This window comes from Kitasatospora sp. NPDC101108, from assembly GCF_055584725.1.
On record NZ_JBVJLM010000013.1, the window covers coordinates 82580 to 96713 of the forward strand.

The window sequence follows — 14134 nt, forward strand, 5'->3', positions numbered from 1 at the left end:
GCAGAGCGATCACGCCCCCGCCGGCCGGGCCGGTCATCCGGCCGCGTGGACGTCCGTGAGCAGCGCGCCGACGATGCGGTCGGCTCCGGCCTCGCCCCAGAGGATCGAGTAGTGGTTGCTGCCCGGCACGGGGGAGGCGGGCACCCGGTCCAGGTCCAGCCCGGACAGCCCGATCCGTTGGTGGTCGTAGAGGCCCTGCGGCTCGTCGAGCAGGCCGCGCTCCGCCCAGAGCAGCTCGGCCGGGCAGGGCAGTTGGTGCACGGCCCCGGCCGCCTCCCGGTCCAGCAGGACCTCGGCACCATCGGCCTGCACGGCCTCCAGCGCGCAGGAGGAGCGCAGTTCGGGCTCGGCTCCGACAAGGTCGCGTTGGGTGTAGGCGTCGATCCCGTCGGACCAGTTGCCGACGAAGGCCGGGTGGCGCTGCCAGAACTCCCGGTAGGCCGCCCGGTCCGGGAATGTCATCGACAGTCGGGCCAGTGCGGGACCGAGCACTGCGGCCAGGGCGTCCTCCTCCCGGACACCCGCCGGGAGCGGGAAGCTGAGCGCACCGTCCACCAGCAGGACCCGACGGACGAGTTCGGGGTGTCGGACGGCGGTCAGGGCGGTGACCCAGGCCCCCATCGAATGGCCGACGACCGTCACGGGCGCCGCGCCCAGGAAGGCGATCAGCGCGGCCACGTCGTCGGCGTGCCGGGCCAGCCCGAACGGTCCGGCGACCGAACGGCTGGCACCGCGGCCCCTCAGGTCGGGCGCGAGCAGAGTGACCCGCCCGGCGAGCCGACGGGCGATCTCGTACCAGGCGAGGCCGTTGGCGGTGATGCCGTGCACCGCCACGACCGTCGGGGCCCCGGGCCGGTCGGCGGGCCACCGCAGGACGGCGAGGTCTCCCCCGGGCACGGGGACGGTCAACTCCTCTGGCTCCAGGGGCGACTGGCTCACGCGGCGGTACCTCCGGTGGGACGGGCGGCGGGCACGCCGGCCGGCGTGCGCACCACCGAGCGGGCGGATCGGGCGGCGCGGATGCGGGCGGGCAGTCCGGCCAGGCCGCCGGGGAGCAGGTAGACCACGGCGACGAACAGGGCGCCCAGCAGGAACAGGGGTTGGGAGAGCGGCACGCGCAGCACCGCGGGCAGGTCCGCGACGGCTTTCGAGTTGGCGAGGTCGCCGAGCCGGTGGCCGGCCCAGGTGTAGAGCACCCCACCGAGCAACGGCCCCCAGCGGGTGCCGGAGCCGCCGAGGACCACCATGACCAGCAGCGCGAGCGTGGCGTCCGAACCGGCGGCCTGCGGGGCGGCCCCGCCGGTGAGCAGGAGGTAGACCACCCCGCCCAGTCCGGCGAGCGCGCCGGACAGCACGAAGGCGACCAACTTGTAGCCGTAGGGCCGCAGTCCGAGCACCTCGACCCGGCGCTCGTTCTCCTTGATGCCCTCCCAGACCCGGCCGGCCGGGGAGTTGACGGCCCAGTGGACCGTGGCGACCGTCAGCACCAGGTAGCCGACGGCGATCCAGTAGAGGTTGGCGGTGTTCTCGATCCCGAGCAGGCCGGACGGCAGCAGGTCGGCCGGGGCGGACCGGCCCTCCTCGCCACCGGTGACACCACCGGGGTTGCGCTGGACGAGGATGGCGCCGGCCTGGGCGAAGGCGAGGGTGACCATGGAGAAGCCGATGCCGGTGACCCGCAGGCTCACCGAGCCGAGCAGCAGGGCCAGCAGCACGGTGCAGGCGACGCCGAACACCGCGGCGGCGGCGAAGGGCAGTCGCAGTTCGAGCATGCCGAGGTCGGTGGCGTAGAGGCCGGTCGCGAAGTAGAGCGCGTGGCCGAAGGAGAGCAGTCCGGTGCGACCGAGCAGGAGGTCGTAGCCGGTGGCGAGGGCCCCGTAGAGCAGGCACAGGGCGATGAGTTGGAGACTTCCCGGGCTGCCGAGCGGGCCGTCGAGCAGCCCCGGGACGGGAAGCGCACTGTATGGGGCGACAAGGAGCGTGATCAGCAGGGCGATCGGCCACCAGCGTAGCGCTGCGTGCATCCGTGTCCAGCGACTAGTGACTGAATCACCTGTTCGAGGGATAATGCCGGGCCCGTCCGTTTGTTCACCATGGTTCCCGGCAAGACTGGTGTCAGTCCCCCTTGCCACAGTGGGGGCGTCGGCGGAGCTGGTGTCAGTCCCCTCTGCCGACAAGGCGGTCACGGCAGGGCTGGTGTCAGTCCCCCCTGCCGAGGTGGCGGCGCTGCGGGCGGCCGCGGGGCCACCGGTGCTCGTGATCGGGGTTTCGGCGCTCACGCGAGCCTCCCGGTGAGTCCACGGGGTCGGACCAGAAGCAGCACGGCGAGCAGGACGACGACCGAGAGGTCGCCGAGCCCGGCGCCGGTGTAGTAGTTGGCGAACTGCTGGACGAGGCCGACGCCCACCGAGGCGGCGGCAGCGCCCGTCACGGAGCCCATGCCGCCCATCACCACGACGACGAAGGCGAAGATGAGCAGGCTGGTCCCCTGACCGGGATTGACCGAACCGAAGTAGAGGCCGCCGAGGGCGCCGCCCAGCGCGGCGGCCGCCCCGCCGATGGCGAAGACGAGGGTGAACGCCCTCCGGACGTCGATGCCGAGCGCTGTGACCATCGCCCGGTCCTCGACGCCGGCCCGGACGATCAGCCCGTAGCGGGTACGGGCGAGGAACAACCGAAGAGTGAGCAGCAACAGCGCGGCGGCGGCCACGAGCACGAAACGGTTGACCGGGACGGTCGCACCGAACACGTGCCAGGTGCCGGCCAGCAGGGCCGGCTGGGGGAAGGGGCGGGCGTCCGCGCCCCAGATCCCCATGAGCAGGGCGGGTACGGCGAGCCCGACCCCGACGGTGGCCAGGATCTGGTCGCGCGGGCGGCTGTAGAGCGGCCGGATCAGGAAGAGCTCCAGCAGGACGGCGGCGGCCGTGCCGACCAGGGTGCCGAACGGCACCGCGAGCCAGAAGGAGAAGCCGGCCTGTGTGCCGGCCCACCAGGTCGCATAGGCGCCGATGGAGAGCAGGGCGCCGTGCGCGAAGTTGAGCACGTCCATCAGACCGAAGATCAACGACAGACCGGAGGCGACCAGGAAGTACAGCGCGCCGAGACCGAGACCGGTAAAGGAAAGGAGGACGACGGTGTCCATCAGGGCTTCACCTCCGTGGTGACGACAGCGGTGCCAGTCGGGGAGCCGACCGTGGAGGCGGCGGGCGGCCGGGGCCCACCGAGGAGCGGGTGACGGGAGCCGACGCCGAGCAGGCGGCGGGCGGCCTCCTCGTCGGCCAGCAGCTCGGCGGTGTCGCCCCGGTGGGCCGTCCGGCCGTCGGCCAGGACGGCGCAGGTGCCGGCCAGTCGGCGGACGAGCGCGAGGTTCTGCTCGACCAGGAGAACGGGCACGGCCTCGGCCGCGCGCGCCAACACCTCGGCCACCTCGGAGACGATCTTCGGCGCCAGGCCTTTGGTGGGCTCGTCGGCGATGATCAGCCGGTTCCGGTTGAGCAGCGTCCGGCCGATGGCCACCATCTGCTGTTGGCCGCCGGAGAGTGTCCCCGCCAACTGACCGGACCGCTGGTTGAGTTCGGGGAAGAGCTCGTGGACGAGCGCGTAATCCGGCTCGCCTGCCTCGGCTCCTCCAAGGGCTCCACGCTCGGCGAGGCGAAGGTTCTCGGCGACCGTCAGGCCGGCGAAGATCCCCCGGTCCTCGGGCGCGTAACCGATACCGCGGCGAACCACCAAATGAGTTGGGAGGGAGGAGACTTCCGCACCGGCCAGTCGAATGCTTCCGGTGCGAGGCACCAGGCCCATGACGGCCTTCACGGTGGTGGTCTTGCCGGCGCCATTGCGGCCCAGTAGCGCGGTGACTCCGGCGGAAGCCACGTCGAAGTCGACGCCGTGCAGGATGTGCAGTCCGTCGATGACCACCCGCAGATCGCGGACGAAGAGGAGAGGTTCGACGGCGGACGAAGGCGAGGAGGGCGCGGGCGAGGAGGACGGATGCATGGGGTACGACGGAGAGGGGGTCACAACGCCTCACCCAGGTAGGCCTGGTGCACGGTCGGGTCGGCCATCACGGCTTCTGGGGTGTCCAGGGCGAGCAGGGTGCCGTGGTGCATCACCGCCAGGCGGTCGGCCAGGTCGAGCAGGACGTCCATGTGGTGCTCGACCATCAGGACGGTCCGGCCGAGCTCGCGGTGCACGGAACGGATCAGTTCGGTCAGTGCCGGCACCTCTTCCGCACTGACGCCGGCCATCGGCTCGTCCAGCAGGATCAGCCTCGGATCGGAGACGAGCAGGACGGCGAGCTCCAGTTTGCGCTTCTCACCGTGGGAGAGCGCTCCGGCCATGGTGTCCGCGCGGTGGGCGAGTTCGGTGCGGTACAGGGTGTCGACCACCTGCTCCGAGTAGCGGTCGGCGCGGCGCCAGAGGCGGTACGAAGCTCCTGGTCCGGCTGCCGCCTGGGCGGCCAGCCGCACGTGGTCGGCGACGGTCATCCCCGGCCAGAGGGAGGAGGTCTGGAAGGTGCGGCCGAGCCCACGGCGCGCCCGGGCGTGCACGGCCTCGGTGGTGATGTCCCTGCCGTCGAGGTGAAGGCTGCCGTGGGTCGCCGGACAGATGCCGGAGATCAGATTGAAGAGGGAGGTCTTGCCGGCCCCGTTGGGCCCGATGAAGGCGATGAACTCGCCTTCGCCGACCGAGAAGGAGACGTCCTCGACGATCGGCACGCCGCGGACGGACCAGCCGAGGCCGTCCAGTCGCAGCACCGGAGTGGAGGAAGGCGGAGGACTGGGACGCGGAGAGGAGAAACGCGCCACGGACGAGTGTCGGGCAGAGCCTGGAGAAGCGGCGCCTTGGGGAGTGGAAGCCGGAGGCGTGGAGGCGGCGGGAGCGGGCATCGGGATCAGCCCGCCATCGGGGTGACCGGGGGCGCCACCTCGTCGGCGGTCAGGGTCTTCTCCACCGAGGGTTTGGCGGCGGCCCCGGTACCGGTCAGCCGGACCTGGAACATCGGCTGGAGGAGGGCGTGGTCCTCGGCGCGGACCGTGGTCCGGCCCTTGACCCCGTCGAAGCTCCAGCCCTCCAGCGCCTTGGCCAGGGCAGAAGTGTCGTCGGCGGAGCCGTGGTTGGCCTCGACGGCGTGCACGATCATCTGGGCGGCGGTGAAGCCGTCCGGGGTGAAGATGTCGGGCTTGCCGCCCCCGGCCGTGACGGCCTCGGTCATGGCCTTCTCCACCGGGGTGCCGGCGGCGCCGTCGAAGTAGTGGTTCAGGAAGGAGATCTTCTCGCCGGCCGGACCGAACAACGGATAGGAAGCGGCCAGGTCAAGGCCGGTGACGACCTTGGTGTCGGTGAAGACGTCCTGCTGGCTGAGCGCCGTCCACAGGGCCGGCGCGGAGTCGCCGGCCCAGGCGACGAACAGCAGGTCGGGTTTGGCGCTCTTGGCCTGGGTCGCGAAGGGGGTGAGGTCGGTGGCGCTCGGCGGGGCGAGCACCTGCTCCACCACCGCGCCCTGGGCGCCGAGTACGGCCTTCACGGCGGCCACGTTGGCCTGCCCGAAGGCGTTGTCCTGAGCGAGCACGGTGACCTTCTTGCCCTTGGCGTCACCGATGAACGAGGCCGCCGTCCTGATGTCCTGGTAGGACTGGCGGCCGGAACGGAAGGTGTACTTGTTCAAGCCGGTGACCTTGTCGGCGGCGGCCGGACCGCTGATGAAGAGCACCTTGTTCTGGGAGGCGATCGGGCCGACCTGGAGGGCGACACCGGAGGCGGTGGAACCCGCCAGGACCTTGTAGCCCTTGCCGATCAGGTCCTTGGCGGCGGACACCGCCTTCGCCGGGTCGCCCGCGTCGTCCTGCTCCTCGAACTCGATCTTGTGCCCGTCGACCTCGCCGGTGCCCTTCGTCGCGTAGTTCAGACCGGCCTTGAAGCCGTCCAGGTACTGCTTTCCGTAGGCGGCGAGCGGACCGGTCTTGGAGTAGACCAAGCCCACCTTGACCGGGGCCTTCGCACCACCACCGCCCGCCGAGGCGGTGCCGGCGGTGCCGGCCTTGGCGCAGCCTGCGGCGAGCAGGACGCACGCGGCGACTGCGGCGAGCTTCCGGGCCGGGCCGCCGGTCAGGGCCTCGCCCGGGCGGGCGCCGGAGGCGGTCCTGCTGGGGACTGTGGTGCTGCGCATGTGACCGACTCCTGAGGGTGCGGCGGGGTGGATGCCGGAACCGTAGGTGTGCGGTGGGACCGACGACATGTGCCCGGTCGACGTAGCAGCCCGCCGCGATGTGGCTCCGGTCGACATACCGCCCGCCCGACGCCGCGCTCCGGACGTCCGGATGTGGCCCGCCGACACGGGCCGGCGTCCACCCATGGCGGTGACCGCCATGGCTGCGGTGCCGGGCGTCCGGCGACGGTGGAAAGGGTGCGGTGCCCGGGGTACGGCTCCCGGCGGGTACTGCCCCCGACCGCCGGCCCGCTTCGGCCAACCCCGCTTCGACCGGCCCGCTGCGAGCGGCCCCGCTGCAGCCCGCCGCAGCGGGGCTACAGCGCCCCGCGCCCTCTCCTCTCCCTCCCACATCCCCATGAGGTGATCCCTTGGACAAGGTCCTCGACTCCCCCGCCGCCGCCGTCGGCGACATCCCCGACGGCGCGGTGCTGGCCGTCGGTGGCTTCGGTCTCTGCGGCATCCCGAGCACCCTGATCGATGCCCTGGTGACCGCCGGCACCACCGGCCTGCGCGTGGTGTCCAACAACTGCGGGGTGGACGGCTGGGGGCTCGGCCTGTTGCTGCGGGCGGGCCGGATCGCCCGGATGACCTCCTCGTACGTCGGCGAGAACAAGGAGTTCGCCCGGCAGTACCTCACCGGGGAACTGGAGGTGGAGCTGACCCCGCAGGGCACGCTGGCCGAGCGGCTGCGGGCCGGCGGTGCCGGCATCCCGGCGTTCTTCACCCCGGCCGGGGTCGGCACCCAGGTCGAGGAGGGCGGGCTGCCCTGGCGCTACGCGGCGGACGGTTCGGTGGCGCTGGCCTCACCGCCCAAGGAAGTGAGGGAGTTCGGCGGGCGCCGGTACCTGCTGGAGGAGGCGATCACTGCGGATTTCGCGCTGGTCCGGGCGGAGATGGCGGACCGGCACGGCAACTGCGTGTTCCACGCGGCCGCGCGGAACTTCAACCCGCTCTGCGCGGCGGCGGGCCGGGTCACCGTGGTGGAGGCGGACCGGATCGTCGAACCGGGCGAGCTGCCCCCGGACGCGGTGCACCTGCCCGGGGTGTACGTCGACCGGGTCGTGGCCGCCGACCCCGAGGACCGCCGCATCGAGCGCCGGACCGTCCGCCCCGCCCTCCAGGAGGTCTGAACCGATGCCCGCCCCCAGCGACACCACCCTCGCAGGCACCGTCGCCGGCACCGTCTCCGGTAGCTCCGCCGGCACCCCGGTTCCCGCCCGGACGAGCGCCCCACCCCGAACGAGCGCCCCACCCCGAACGAGCGCCGCACCCCGAACGAACACCCCCGCCCCGCTCGGCCCCCGCAACGCCCTGGCCGCCCGCGCCGCCCGGGAGTTGTCCGACGGGCAGTACGTGAACCTGGGCATCGGCCTGCCCACCCTGATCCCCAACCACCTCCCGCCGGGCGTCCAGGTGGTGCTGCACTCGGAGAACGGCATCCTCGGCGTGGGTGCGTACCCCGTGGAGGGCACCGAGCACCCCGACCTGATCAACGCGGGCAAGGAGACGGTGACGGTCGAGCCCGGGGCGTCGTACTTCGACTCCGCCTTCTCCTTCGGCATGGTCCGGTCCGGTCGGATCGACGTCTCGGTGCTCGGTGCGATGCAGGTCTCCGCCTCCGGGGACCTCGCGAACTGGATGATCCCCGGCCGGATGGTCAAGGGCATGGGCGGCGCGATGGACCTGGTGCACGGCGCCCGGCGGCTGATCGTGGTCATGGAACACACCGCCCGGGACGGCTCGCCGAAGATCGTCCGGGAGCTCTCGCTCCCCGCCACCGGCAGGCGGGTCGTGGACCGGATCGTCACCGACCTTGCCGTCGTCGACGTGACCCCGGAGGGGCTGCGCCTGGTGGAGACGGCCCCGGGCGTCAGTCCCGCCGAGGTGCGGGCGGCCACGGAAGCCACCCTCCTGCCACCGCTCTGACCGTCCGCCGCAGCCCGTTCCCGGAATTCCGCCGCATTAGCACCATCACGAGCCATGGTGGCGGAAACGGTGCCATCTTCACGCTTGAGCGGTGATCGTGGCGCGGAGCTGTTGCCATCGGCGTTACGCTCCGGGAGAGTTGAGCAAGCCATGGATCCCACCGCATCCGGAGGGGAAGCTGGACAGTGCACCGGGATCCCGCATTCGAAGCCGCCGCGCAGGCCCACAACTGAACCGGTCGCACACACTCCACGTGCCGGGCTCCGCTCAGCGGATTCCCGGCACCGGAGTGCGTGTCGGACAGCCCGGAAACTGCGGGACGAACCGCAGTTCACCGGGCCGTTTCTGGACCGGGCCGTCTTTCTGGCCCGGGCAGTGTTCTGCCCGGGCCGTGTCCCGTCCGGGCGGCTCCGGAGCGAGGCGGGCAACGCCGAGCACAGCACCACGCAACACTCCGGGGGGAGCACGCCATGACCAAGCCGTCCTCGCGCCGAAGGGACGCCGCACCGGATCACCGGAGCCAGGGCCACGAGGCGGTGCTTCGCGACGAGCCGGTGCCCGAAGCCCCGTACGACTACGGCCACTTCAGCCGCCTGGCCGGCCCGGCGGTCGATCCGGACGAGGACCGCGACCTTGGCGGCGGTGTCTACGTCCTCCATCGACCAAGCACTGCCTCGGCCACTGCCACTGCCACTGCCACTGCCACGGATCCGGCCCCTGCCAGGGACCCGGCCGCGGCCCCGGCCAGGGAGCCGGCCGCGCCGTACCGCGTCCAGTACCGCAGCCTGCTGCGCCACGAGCCGCACCGGATCCGGGCCGCCCTGCTGCTGGTGGCCGCCCCGCTGGTGGAGGTGATCCTGCTGGTCTGGCTGCTGTTACCGGAGCACTGGCCGGAGCGCCCCGACGAGGCCGACGTCCTGGTGCTGCTCGGCGACAAGGTGATGATCGGGATCATCGCGCTGGTCGAGGTGTTCCGGCTGGTCAACGTCGTCTCCAACACCCATGCCACCCTGGTGGCCCGCGATCCGATACCGGTGACGCCGGAACGCGGCACCCGGGTCGCGTTCCTCACCACCTGTGTGCCGGGCAAGGAGCCGCCGGAGATGGTCCGGGCCACGCTGGTGGCGGCCCGTGCCGTTCGCCACGAGGGCCCGTACGACGTCTGGCTGTTGGACGAGGGAAACGATCCTGCAATGCGGGCCCTGTGCACCGAGCTGGGAGTCCGCCACTTCAGCCGCTCCGGCCGCCCGCACTGGAACCGGCCGAAGGGACGGTTCCGCGCCGGGACCAAGCACGGCAACTACAACGCCTGGCTCCAGGCCCACGGCGACGACTACGACTTCTGGGTGTCCGTCGACACCGACCACGCCCCGCTGCCCGACTTCTGCGAGCGCATGCTCGGCTACTTCCGCGATCCGGACGTGGCATTCGTGGTCGGCCCCCAGGTGTACGGGAACTACCGCAGCTCCGGATCGGCCGTCACCAAATTCTCCGAGAGCCAGCAGTACCTCTTCCACGCCCTCATCCAACGCGCCGGAAACCGTTACGGGGCACCGATGTTCGTCGGGACCAACAACGCCGTCAGAATCCGCGCCCTGCAGTCGATCGGCGGGTTGTACGACTCCATCACCGAGGACATGGCCACCGGTCTGGAGTTCCACCGGAGCCGGAACCCGGAGACCGGAGAACGCTGGAAGTCCGTGTACACCCCGGACGTGCTCGCGGTGGGCGAAGGCCCGTCCTCCTGGACCGACTTCTTCTCCCAGCAACTGCGCTGGAGCCGCGGCACCTACGAGACCCTGTTCACCCAGTACTGGCGGGTGCTCTGGCGGCTGTCGCCCGGCCGCCTGCTCAACTACTCGCTGATGGTGGGCTTCTATCCGATGGCGGCGCTCACCTGGCTGCTCGGCGGCCTGTCCAGTGTGCTCTACCTGGGCTTCGGCGCCTCCGGCGTGCACGTCTCCTCGGAGATCTGGATGATGCTCTACAGCGACGCGGCCGCGCTCCAACTCCTGCTCTACACCTGGAACCGCAAGCACAACGTGAGCCCGCACGAACCGGCCGGCTCGTCCGGGGTCGCGGGCATGGTGATGTCGGCGATCTGCGGCCCGGTCTACGCGGCCTCGCTGCTCCAGGCGCTGTTCCGGGCGCGCAGCCGCTTCGTGGTGACGCCCAAGGGCCGCTCCGCCAGCACGGACCGGATCGGCACCTTCCGCTACCACCTGTTCTGGGCGCTGGTGTTCGGCGGCGCCGTCGCCGCGTCCTTCCACACCGGCTACGACCACGTCGCGATGCGCACCTGGGCCTGCATCGCCCTGGCCCTGACCGTGCTACCGCTGCTGATCTCGGCCGGCGACGCCGTCCGCCGCCTCCGCGCCCGGCCCACCGCCACCCTCACCGTGACCGGCGGCCCGTCGGCCACCCCGAGCGTCGTCCTGGAGAAGCGCCGCCCGCGCCACGCCCGCCCCGCACCCACAACCGGCACCAGCGCCAACTCCGGTGCCAGCACCGGAGTTGGCACCGGCACCACGACGAACAGCGACGCCCCAGCGCTCAGCACCCACGCACCCGGCACCCCCACCGCCGACGCCCCCGCACCCGGCACCCCCGCACCGGACACCCCCACGTTCGACGACAGTCCCACCCTCCAGCTCCGCCTGACACCCGCCCCGCCCGACCACGCCGGGAGCGGCACGCCCACGCCCTGAGCCACTCCCGCCCGCCTCCCGAGGGGAGCACCACCGTGAAGATCCACAAGGTCGGCCGCGCCAGGCGCCTCGCCCTCGGCAGCACCGTCGCGCTGACCGTCGCCGGGATGAACGCCCCGGCCGTGCTCGGCTTCGCCGGCGCCCGGTACCACCAGTACGTGATCAACCGCCCCGAGTACAAGGCGCAGTACGGCCACTGGCAGACCCTGACGCTGCCCGCCGAGTTCCGGGTCAACGCCGTCCACGCGACCCTGCTGCGCACCGGCAAGGTCCTGATCGTCGCCGGTTCCGGCAACGACGAGAAGCAGTTCAACGCGGGCACCTTCAAGAGCCTGCTCTGGGACCCGGCGAAGAACACCTACAAGCTGATACCCACCCCGGCCGACATGTTCTGCGGCGGCCACACCTCCCTCCCGGACGGCCGGGTGCTGGTGGCCGGCGGCACCCAGCGGTACGAGAAGCTGGACGGCGCGGTGAGGAAGGCGGCCGGCGTGATGCGGGTGCGCAACGAGAGCCCGGAGCGCGCCCGCACCTTCCCCAAGGGCACCGTCTTCGTCGCCCCCAACGGCCGCGAGTACGCCAGCACCGTCGAGGTGACCGTGCCCGCCGCGACCAAGACCGGCGCCGGGAAGCAGACCGTGGTCACCGCCGGCGAGCAACACGTGTTCGTCGAGGCGCTCGGCGAGGGCCGGGACTACGTGTCCAACTCCTCCGCGCAGTACCGGATCAAGGGCCTGACCGGCGCCGACGCCCACAACCTGTACGGGCAGAGCCAGAAGCTGACCCTGGACAAGCAGGACTACCAGGGCATCCGCTCCGCCTTCGAGTTCAACCCGGACACCGAGCTCTACGAGCAGGTCACCGACATGGCGCACGCCCGCTGGTACCCGACCCTGACCGGGCTGGGCGACGGCCGGGTGGTCACCGTCTCCGGGCTGGACGACACCGGGCAGATCCTCGACGGCAACGACAACGAGGTCTACGACCCCAGGTCGAAGACCTGGGCCAAGGCCCCCGACCGCTACTTCCCGACCTACCCGTCGATCTTCCTGACGGCCACCGGCAAGCTCTTCTACTCCGGTTCCAACGCGGGCTACGGCCCCGCCGACAAGGGCCGCGAGCCCGGCGTCTGGGACCTGTCCAACAACTCCTTCCGGCCCGTCCCCGGACTGCGCGATCCTGGCCTGACCGAAACCTCCTCCTCGGTGCTGCTGCCGCCCGCGCAGGCGCAGCGGGTCATGGTGCTCGGCGGCGGTGGGGTAGGCGAGTCCCCGCTCTCCACGGCCCGCACCGACATCGTCGACCTGTCCGCCCCCGAACCCGCCTTCACCCCGGGCCCGGACCTGCCGGCCGGCGGCACCCGCTACCTCAACAGCGTGATCCTCCCGGACGACACCGTGTTCACCACCGGCGGCTCCAGCGGGTACCGCGGCCGGGGCGACAGCGACCTGCTCAAGGCGCAGGTGTACCACCCGGATTCCAACACCTTCAGCACCGCCGCCGAGCCCGCCGTCGGCCGCGACTACCATTCGGAGGCGCTGCTGCTGCCGGACGGCCGGGTCGCCGTGCTCGGTTCGAACCCGCTGTTCGCCGACAAGGCCGAGACCCAGCCCGGCGGCTTCGAGCAGCGCATCGAGATCTACACCCCGCCGTACCTGTACCACGGCGACCGCCCGGAGGTGACCGCCGCGCCGCAGTCGGCGAAGCTGGGCGCCACCCTGCGGGTCGGCACCGCCCGGCCGGACACGGTGACCACCGCCAAGCTGATCCGGCCGAGCTCGGTGACCCATGTGACCGATGTCGAGCAGCGCTCGGTCGCCCTGGACGTCACCGGGCGCACCGCCGACGGCGTCTCGCTCACCCTCCCGGGCAACCCCGACCTGCTGCCGCCCGGCTGGTACATGCTGTTCCTGACGGACGCCGCCGGCACCCCGTCGGTCGCCCGCTGGGTCCAGGTCACCGGTTGAGCCCGCGACCGCTCAGGGCGCCGACACCGCTCACAACGCCACCGCACACGACACCGCGGCTCAGTGTGCCGCCGCCTGCACCAGCCCGAGCGCGTACGGCAGCCAGAACTGGCCCGCCGGGGGCTCGCCACGGCCGCACTGGCCGTCCGACTCCCCCGGATTCTTGATCCACAGGTAGGCGTCGACCCCGGGCCGCCCCGTCTCGGTGGTCGGCGCCTCGCCGAGCGCCCGGCCCGGCGGGTTGCACCAGGAGTCCGCGCCCGCCGAGCCGTTGCCGCTGCGGCTGGTGTCGATGACGAAGTGCTTCCCGCCCAGGGCGGCGGAGAGCCGGTTGCCGTACTCGACGTTCCGGTCGGTCGGGTAGAAGTTGGCGACGTTCACCGCGAATCCGTCGGCCGCGGCGATGCCCGACCTGCGCAGCGCGGCGGCCAGGCCGTCCGGGTTCTGGGCCCAGCCGGGGTTGCCCGCGTCCAGGTAGACCCGGACGTTCGGACGCCTCTTCAACTCCTGCACGGCGAAGGCCAGCAGGCCGTACCGCTCGGCCGCCAGGTCGCCCTTGACCCCGCAGCCGTCCAGGGTGTGGGCGACGGCGTCCGGCTCCAGCACCACCCAGGCCTTGCGGTCGCCGAGGGCCTCGGCGACGCCGGTGATCCAGGAACGGTAGGAGGCGGCGTCCGGGGCGCCGCCGGCCGAGTACTGGCCGCAGTCACGGTGCGGGATGTCGTACGCGACGAAGACCGCCGTCCGGCCCGCCTCGGTGGCCCGTCGGCTCACCTGGTCGGCGATCTCCCGGGCGCCCTGCTCGCCGAGCCACTGGGAGGACGGCTGGGCGGCGATCCGCAACAGGGTGTCCGCCTCGGCCGACCGGCCCTGGCTGCGCAGCACGCCGACCTGCTGGGCGGCATTGGTCCGGTCGGAGACGTAGAAGGCCTGCCCGGGGAGCTGGTCGAGGACCACCGGGCCGACCGGCTGGCTGCCCGCAGGGGTGGTACCGGCACTCGTCCCGCCACCGCTCGAACCGGCACCGCTCGGGCCGCCACCGCCCGTTCCCCCGGCGCGACCCGAACCGTCCGAGCCGCTGCAGCCGGACACCGCCAGCACCACCGCCGCAGCGACCAGCGCGGCCCCTCGGAAAGCCCCGACGCTCCGAAACGTTCCTGCCCGCCCCACGCCGCGCACGTACCGCCCCTCCGAAGCCCGAAGCCGCCCCCGCCCCAGGACCGGTCCGGGGACCGGTCGGCACCAGCTAAGCACACCCGCCCGCGCCCGACGGCAGCCATCGGTGAACGACAAGTGGCTGTGGGCGAACGGGAATCCGACCC

At 72.2% G+C, this 14134-nt stretch carries 11 protein-coding genes; 4 read left to right on the forward strand and 7 right to left on the reverse strand.

Going from position 1 to position 14134, the window contains the following annotated elements:
- Positions 1-33: 33 nt before the first annotated feature.
- From ACZ6Z8_RS26070 to ACZ6Z8_RS26095, 6 genes are all read right to left on the reverse strand, one after another.
- Entirely contained in the window at positions 34-939 is a 906-nt protein-coding gene (locus ACZ6Z8_RS26070; protein ID WP_465612473.1) for an alpha/beta fold hydrolase, read from the reverse strand.
- The gene (locus ACZ6Z8_RS26075; protein ID WP_465612474.1) at positions 936-2024 is read right to left on the reverse strand and encodes a branched-chain amino acid ABC transporter permease; all 1089 of its coding nucleotides are present in this window, start codon (positions 2022-2024) and stop codon (positions 936-938) included. Before ACZ6Z8_RS26075 ends, ACZ6Z8_RS26070 begins: the two co-directional genes overlap by 4 nt.
- Positions 2025-2275: 251 nt before the next feature.
- Positions 2276-3142 (reverse strand): branched-chain amino acid ABC transporter permease, encoded by an 867-nt coding sequence (locus ACZ6Z8_RS26080; protein WP_465612475.1) that lies wholly within the window; start codon positions 3140-3142, stop codon positions 2276-2278.
- On the reverse strand, positions 3142-3996 hold the full coding sequence (locus tag ACZ6Z8_RS26085; RefSeq protein ID WP_465612476.1) for an ABC transporter ATP-binding protein: 855 nt from the start codon (positions 3994-3996) through the stop codon (positions 3142-3144). The genes ACZ6Z8_RS26080 and ACZ6Z8_RS26085 overlap by 1 nt, the downstream gene beginning before the upstream one ends.
- Positions 3997-4016: 20 nt before the next feature.
- Positions 4017-4757 (reverse strand): ABC transporter ATP-binding protein, encoded by a 741-nt coding sequence (locus tag ACZ6Z8_RS26090; RefSeq protein ID WP_465612477.1) that lies wholly within the window; start codon positions 4755-4757, stop codon positions 4017-4019.
- 137 nt (positions 4758-4894) lie between these two features.
- Positions 4895-6169, reverse strand: coding sequence for a substrate-binding domain-containing protein (locus ACZ6Z8_RS26095; protein WP_465612478.1), 1275 nt, complete (start codon positions 6167-6169; stop codon positions 4895-4897).
- 410 nt (positions 6170-6579) lie between these two features.
- Here ACZ6Z8_RS26095 and ACZ6Z8_RS26100 point away from each other — a divergent pair, with 410 nt between their 5' ends.
- The 4 genes from ACZ6Z8_RS26100 (at position 6580) to glxA (ending at position 12812) form a co-directional block, all read left to right on the forward strand.
- Positions 6580-7341 carry a CoA transferase subunit A gene (locus tag ACZ6Z8_RS26100; RefSeq protein WP_465612479.1) on the forward strand — a complete coding sequence of 254 codons (762 nt, stop codon included), beginning with the start codon at positions 6580-6582 and terminating at the stop codon, positions 7339-7341.
- Positions 7342-7345: 4 nt separating this feature from the next.
- Positions 7346-8137, forward strand: a complete 792-nt coding sequence (locus tag ACZ6Z8_RS26105; protein ID WP_465612480.1) for a 3-oxoacid CoA-transferase subunit B — start codon at positions 7346-7348, stop codon at positions 8135-8137.
- A 470-nt stretch (positions 8138-8607) separates the two neighbouring features.
- Complete coding sequence (locus ACZ6Z8_RS26110) at positions 8608-10845, forward strand: glycosyltransferase family 2 protein (protein WP_465612481.1); 2238 nt, start codon at positions 8608-8610, stop codon at positions 10843-10845.
- 35 nt (positions 10846-10880) lie between these two features.
- On the forward strand, positions 10881-12812 hold the full coding sequence (gene glxA, locus ACZ6Z8_RS26115; protein WP_465612482.1) for a radical copper oxidase GlxA: 1932 nt from the start codon (positions 10881-10883) through the stop codon (positions 12810-12812).
- A gap of 60 nt (positions 12813-12872) precedes the next feature.
- Here glxA and ACZ6Z8_RS26120 read toward each other — a convergent pair whose 3' ends face one another.
- The gene (locus tag ACZ6Z8_RS26120; RefSeq protein WP_465612483.1) at positions 12873-13904 is read right to left on the reverse strand and encodes a glycoside hydrolase family 6 protein; all 1032 of its coding nucleotides are present in this window, start codon (positions 13902-13904) and stop codon (positions 12873-12875) included.
- Positions 13905-14134: the final 230 nt, after the last annotated feature.

What these genes read in the sequence shown, in the direction of transcription:
- ACZ6Z8_RS26105 (WP_465612480.1), top strand. Translation starts at nt 7,346, where the DNA reads ATGCCCGCCCCCAGCGACACCACCCTCGCAGGCACCGTCGCCGGCACC.
- ACZ6Z8_RS26085 (WP_465612476.1), bottom strand. Translation starts at nt 3,996, where the DNA reads ATGCATCCGTCCTCCTCGCCCGCGCCCTCCTCGCCTTCGTCCGCCGTC.
- ACZ6Z8_RS26075 (WP_465612474.1), bottom strand. Translation starts at nt 2,024, where the DNA reads ATGCACGCAGCGCTACGCTGGTGGCCGATCGCCCTGCTGATCACGCTC.
- ACZ6Z8_RS26080 (WP_465612475.1), bottom strand. Translation starts at nt 3,142, where the DNA reads ATGGACACCGTCGTCCTCCTTTCCTTTACCGGTCTCGGTCTCGGCGCG.
- ACZ6Z8_RS26095 (WP_465612478.1), bottom strand. Translation starts at nt 6,169, where the DNA reads ATGCGCAGCACCACAGTCCCCAGCAGGACCGCCTCCGGCGCCCGCCCG.
- ACZ6Z8_RS26110 (WP_465612481.1), top strand. Translation starts at nt 8,608, where the DNA reads ATGACCAAGCCGTCCTCGCGCCGAAGGGACGCCGCACCGGATCACCGG.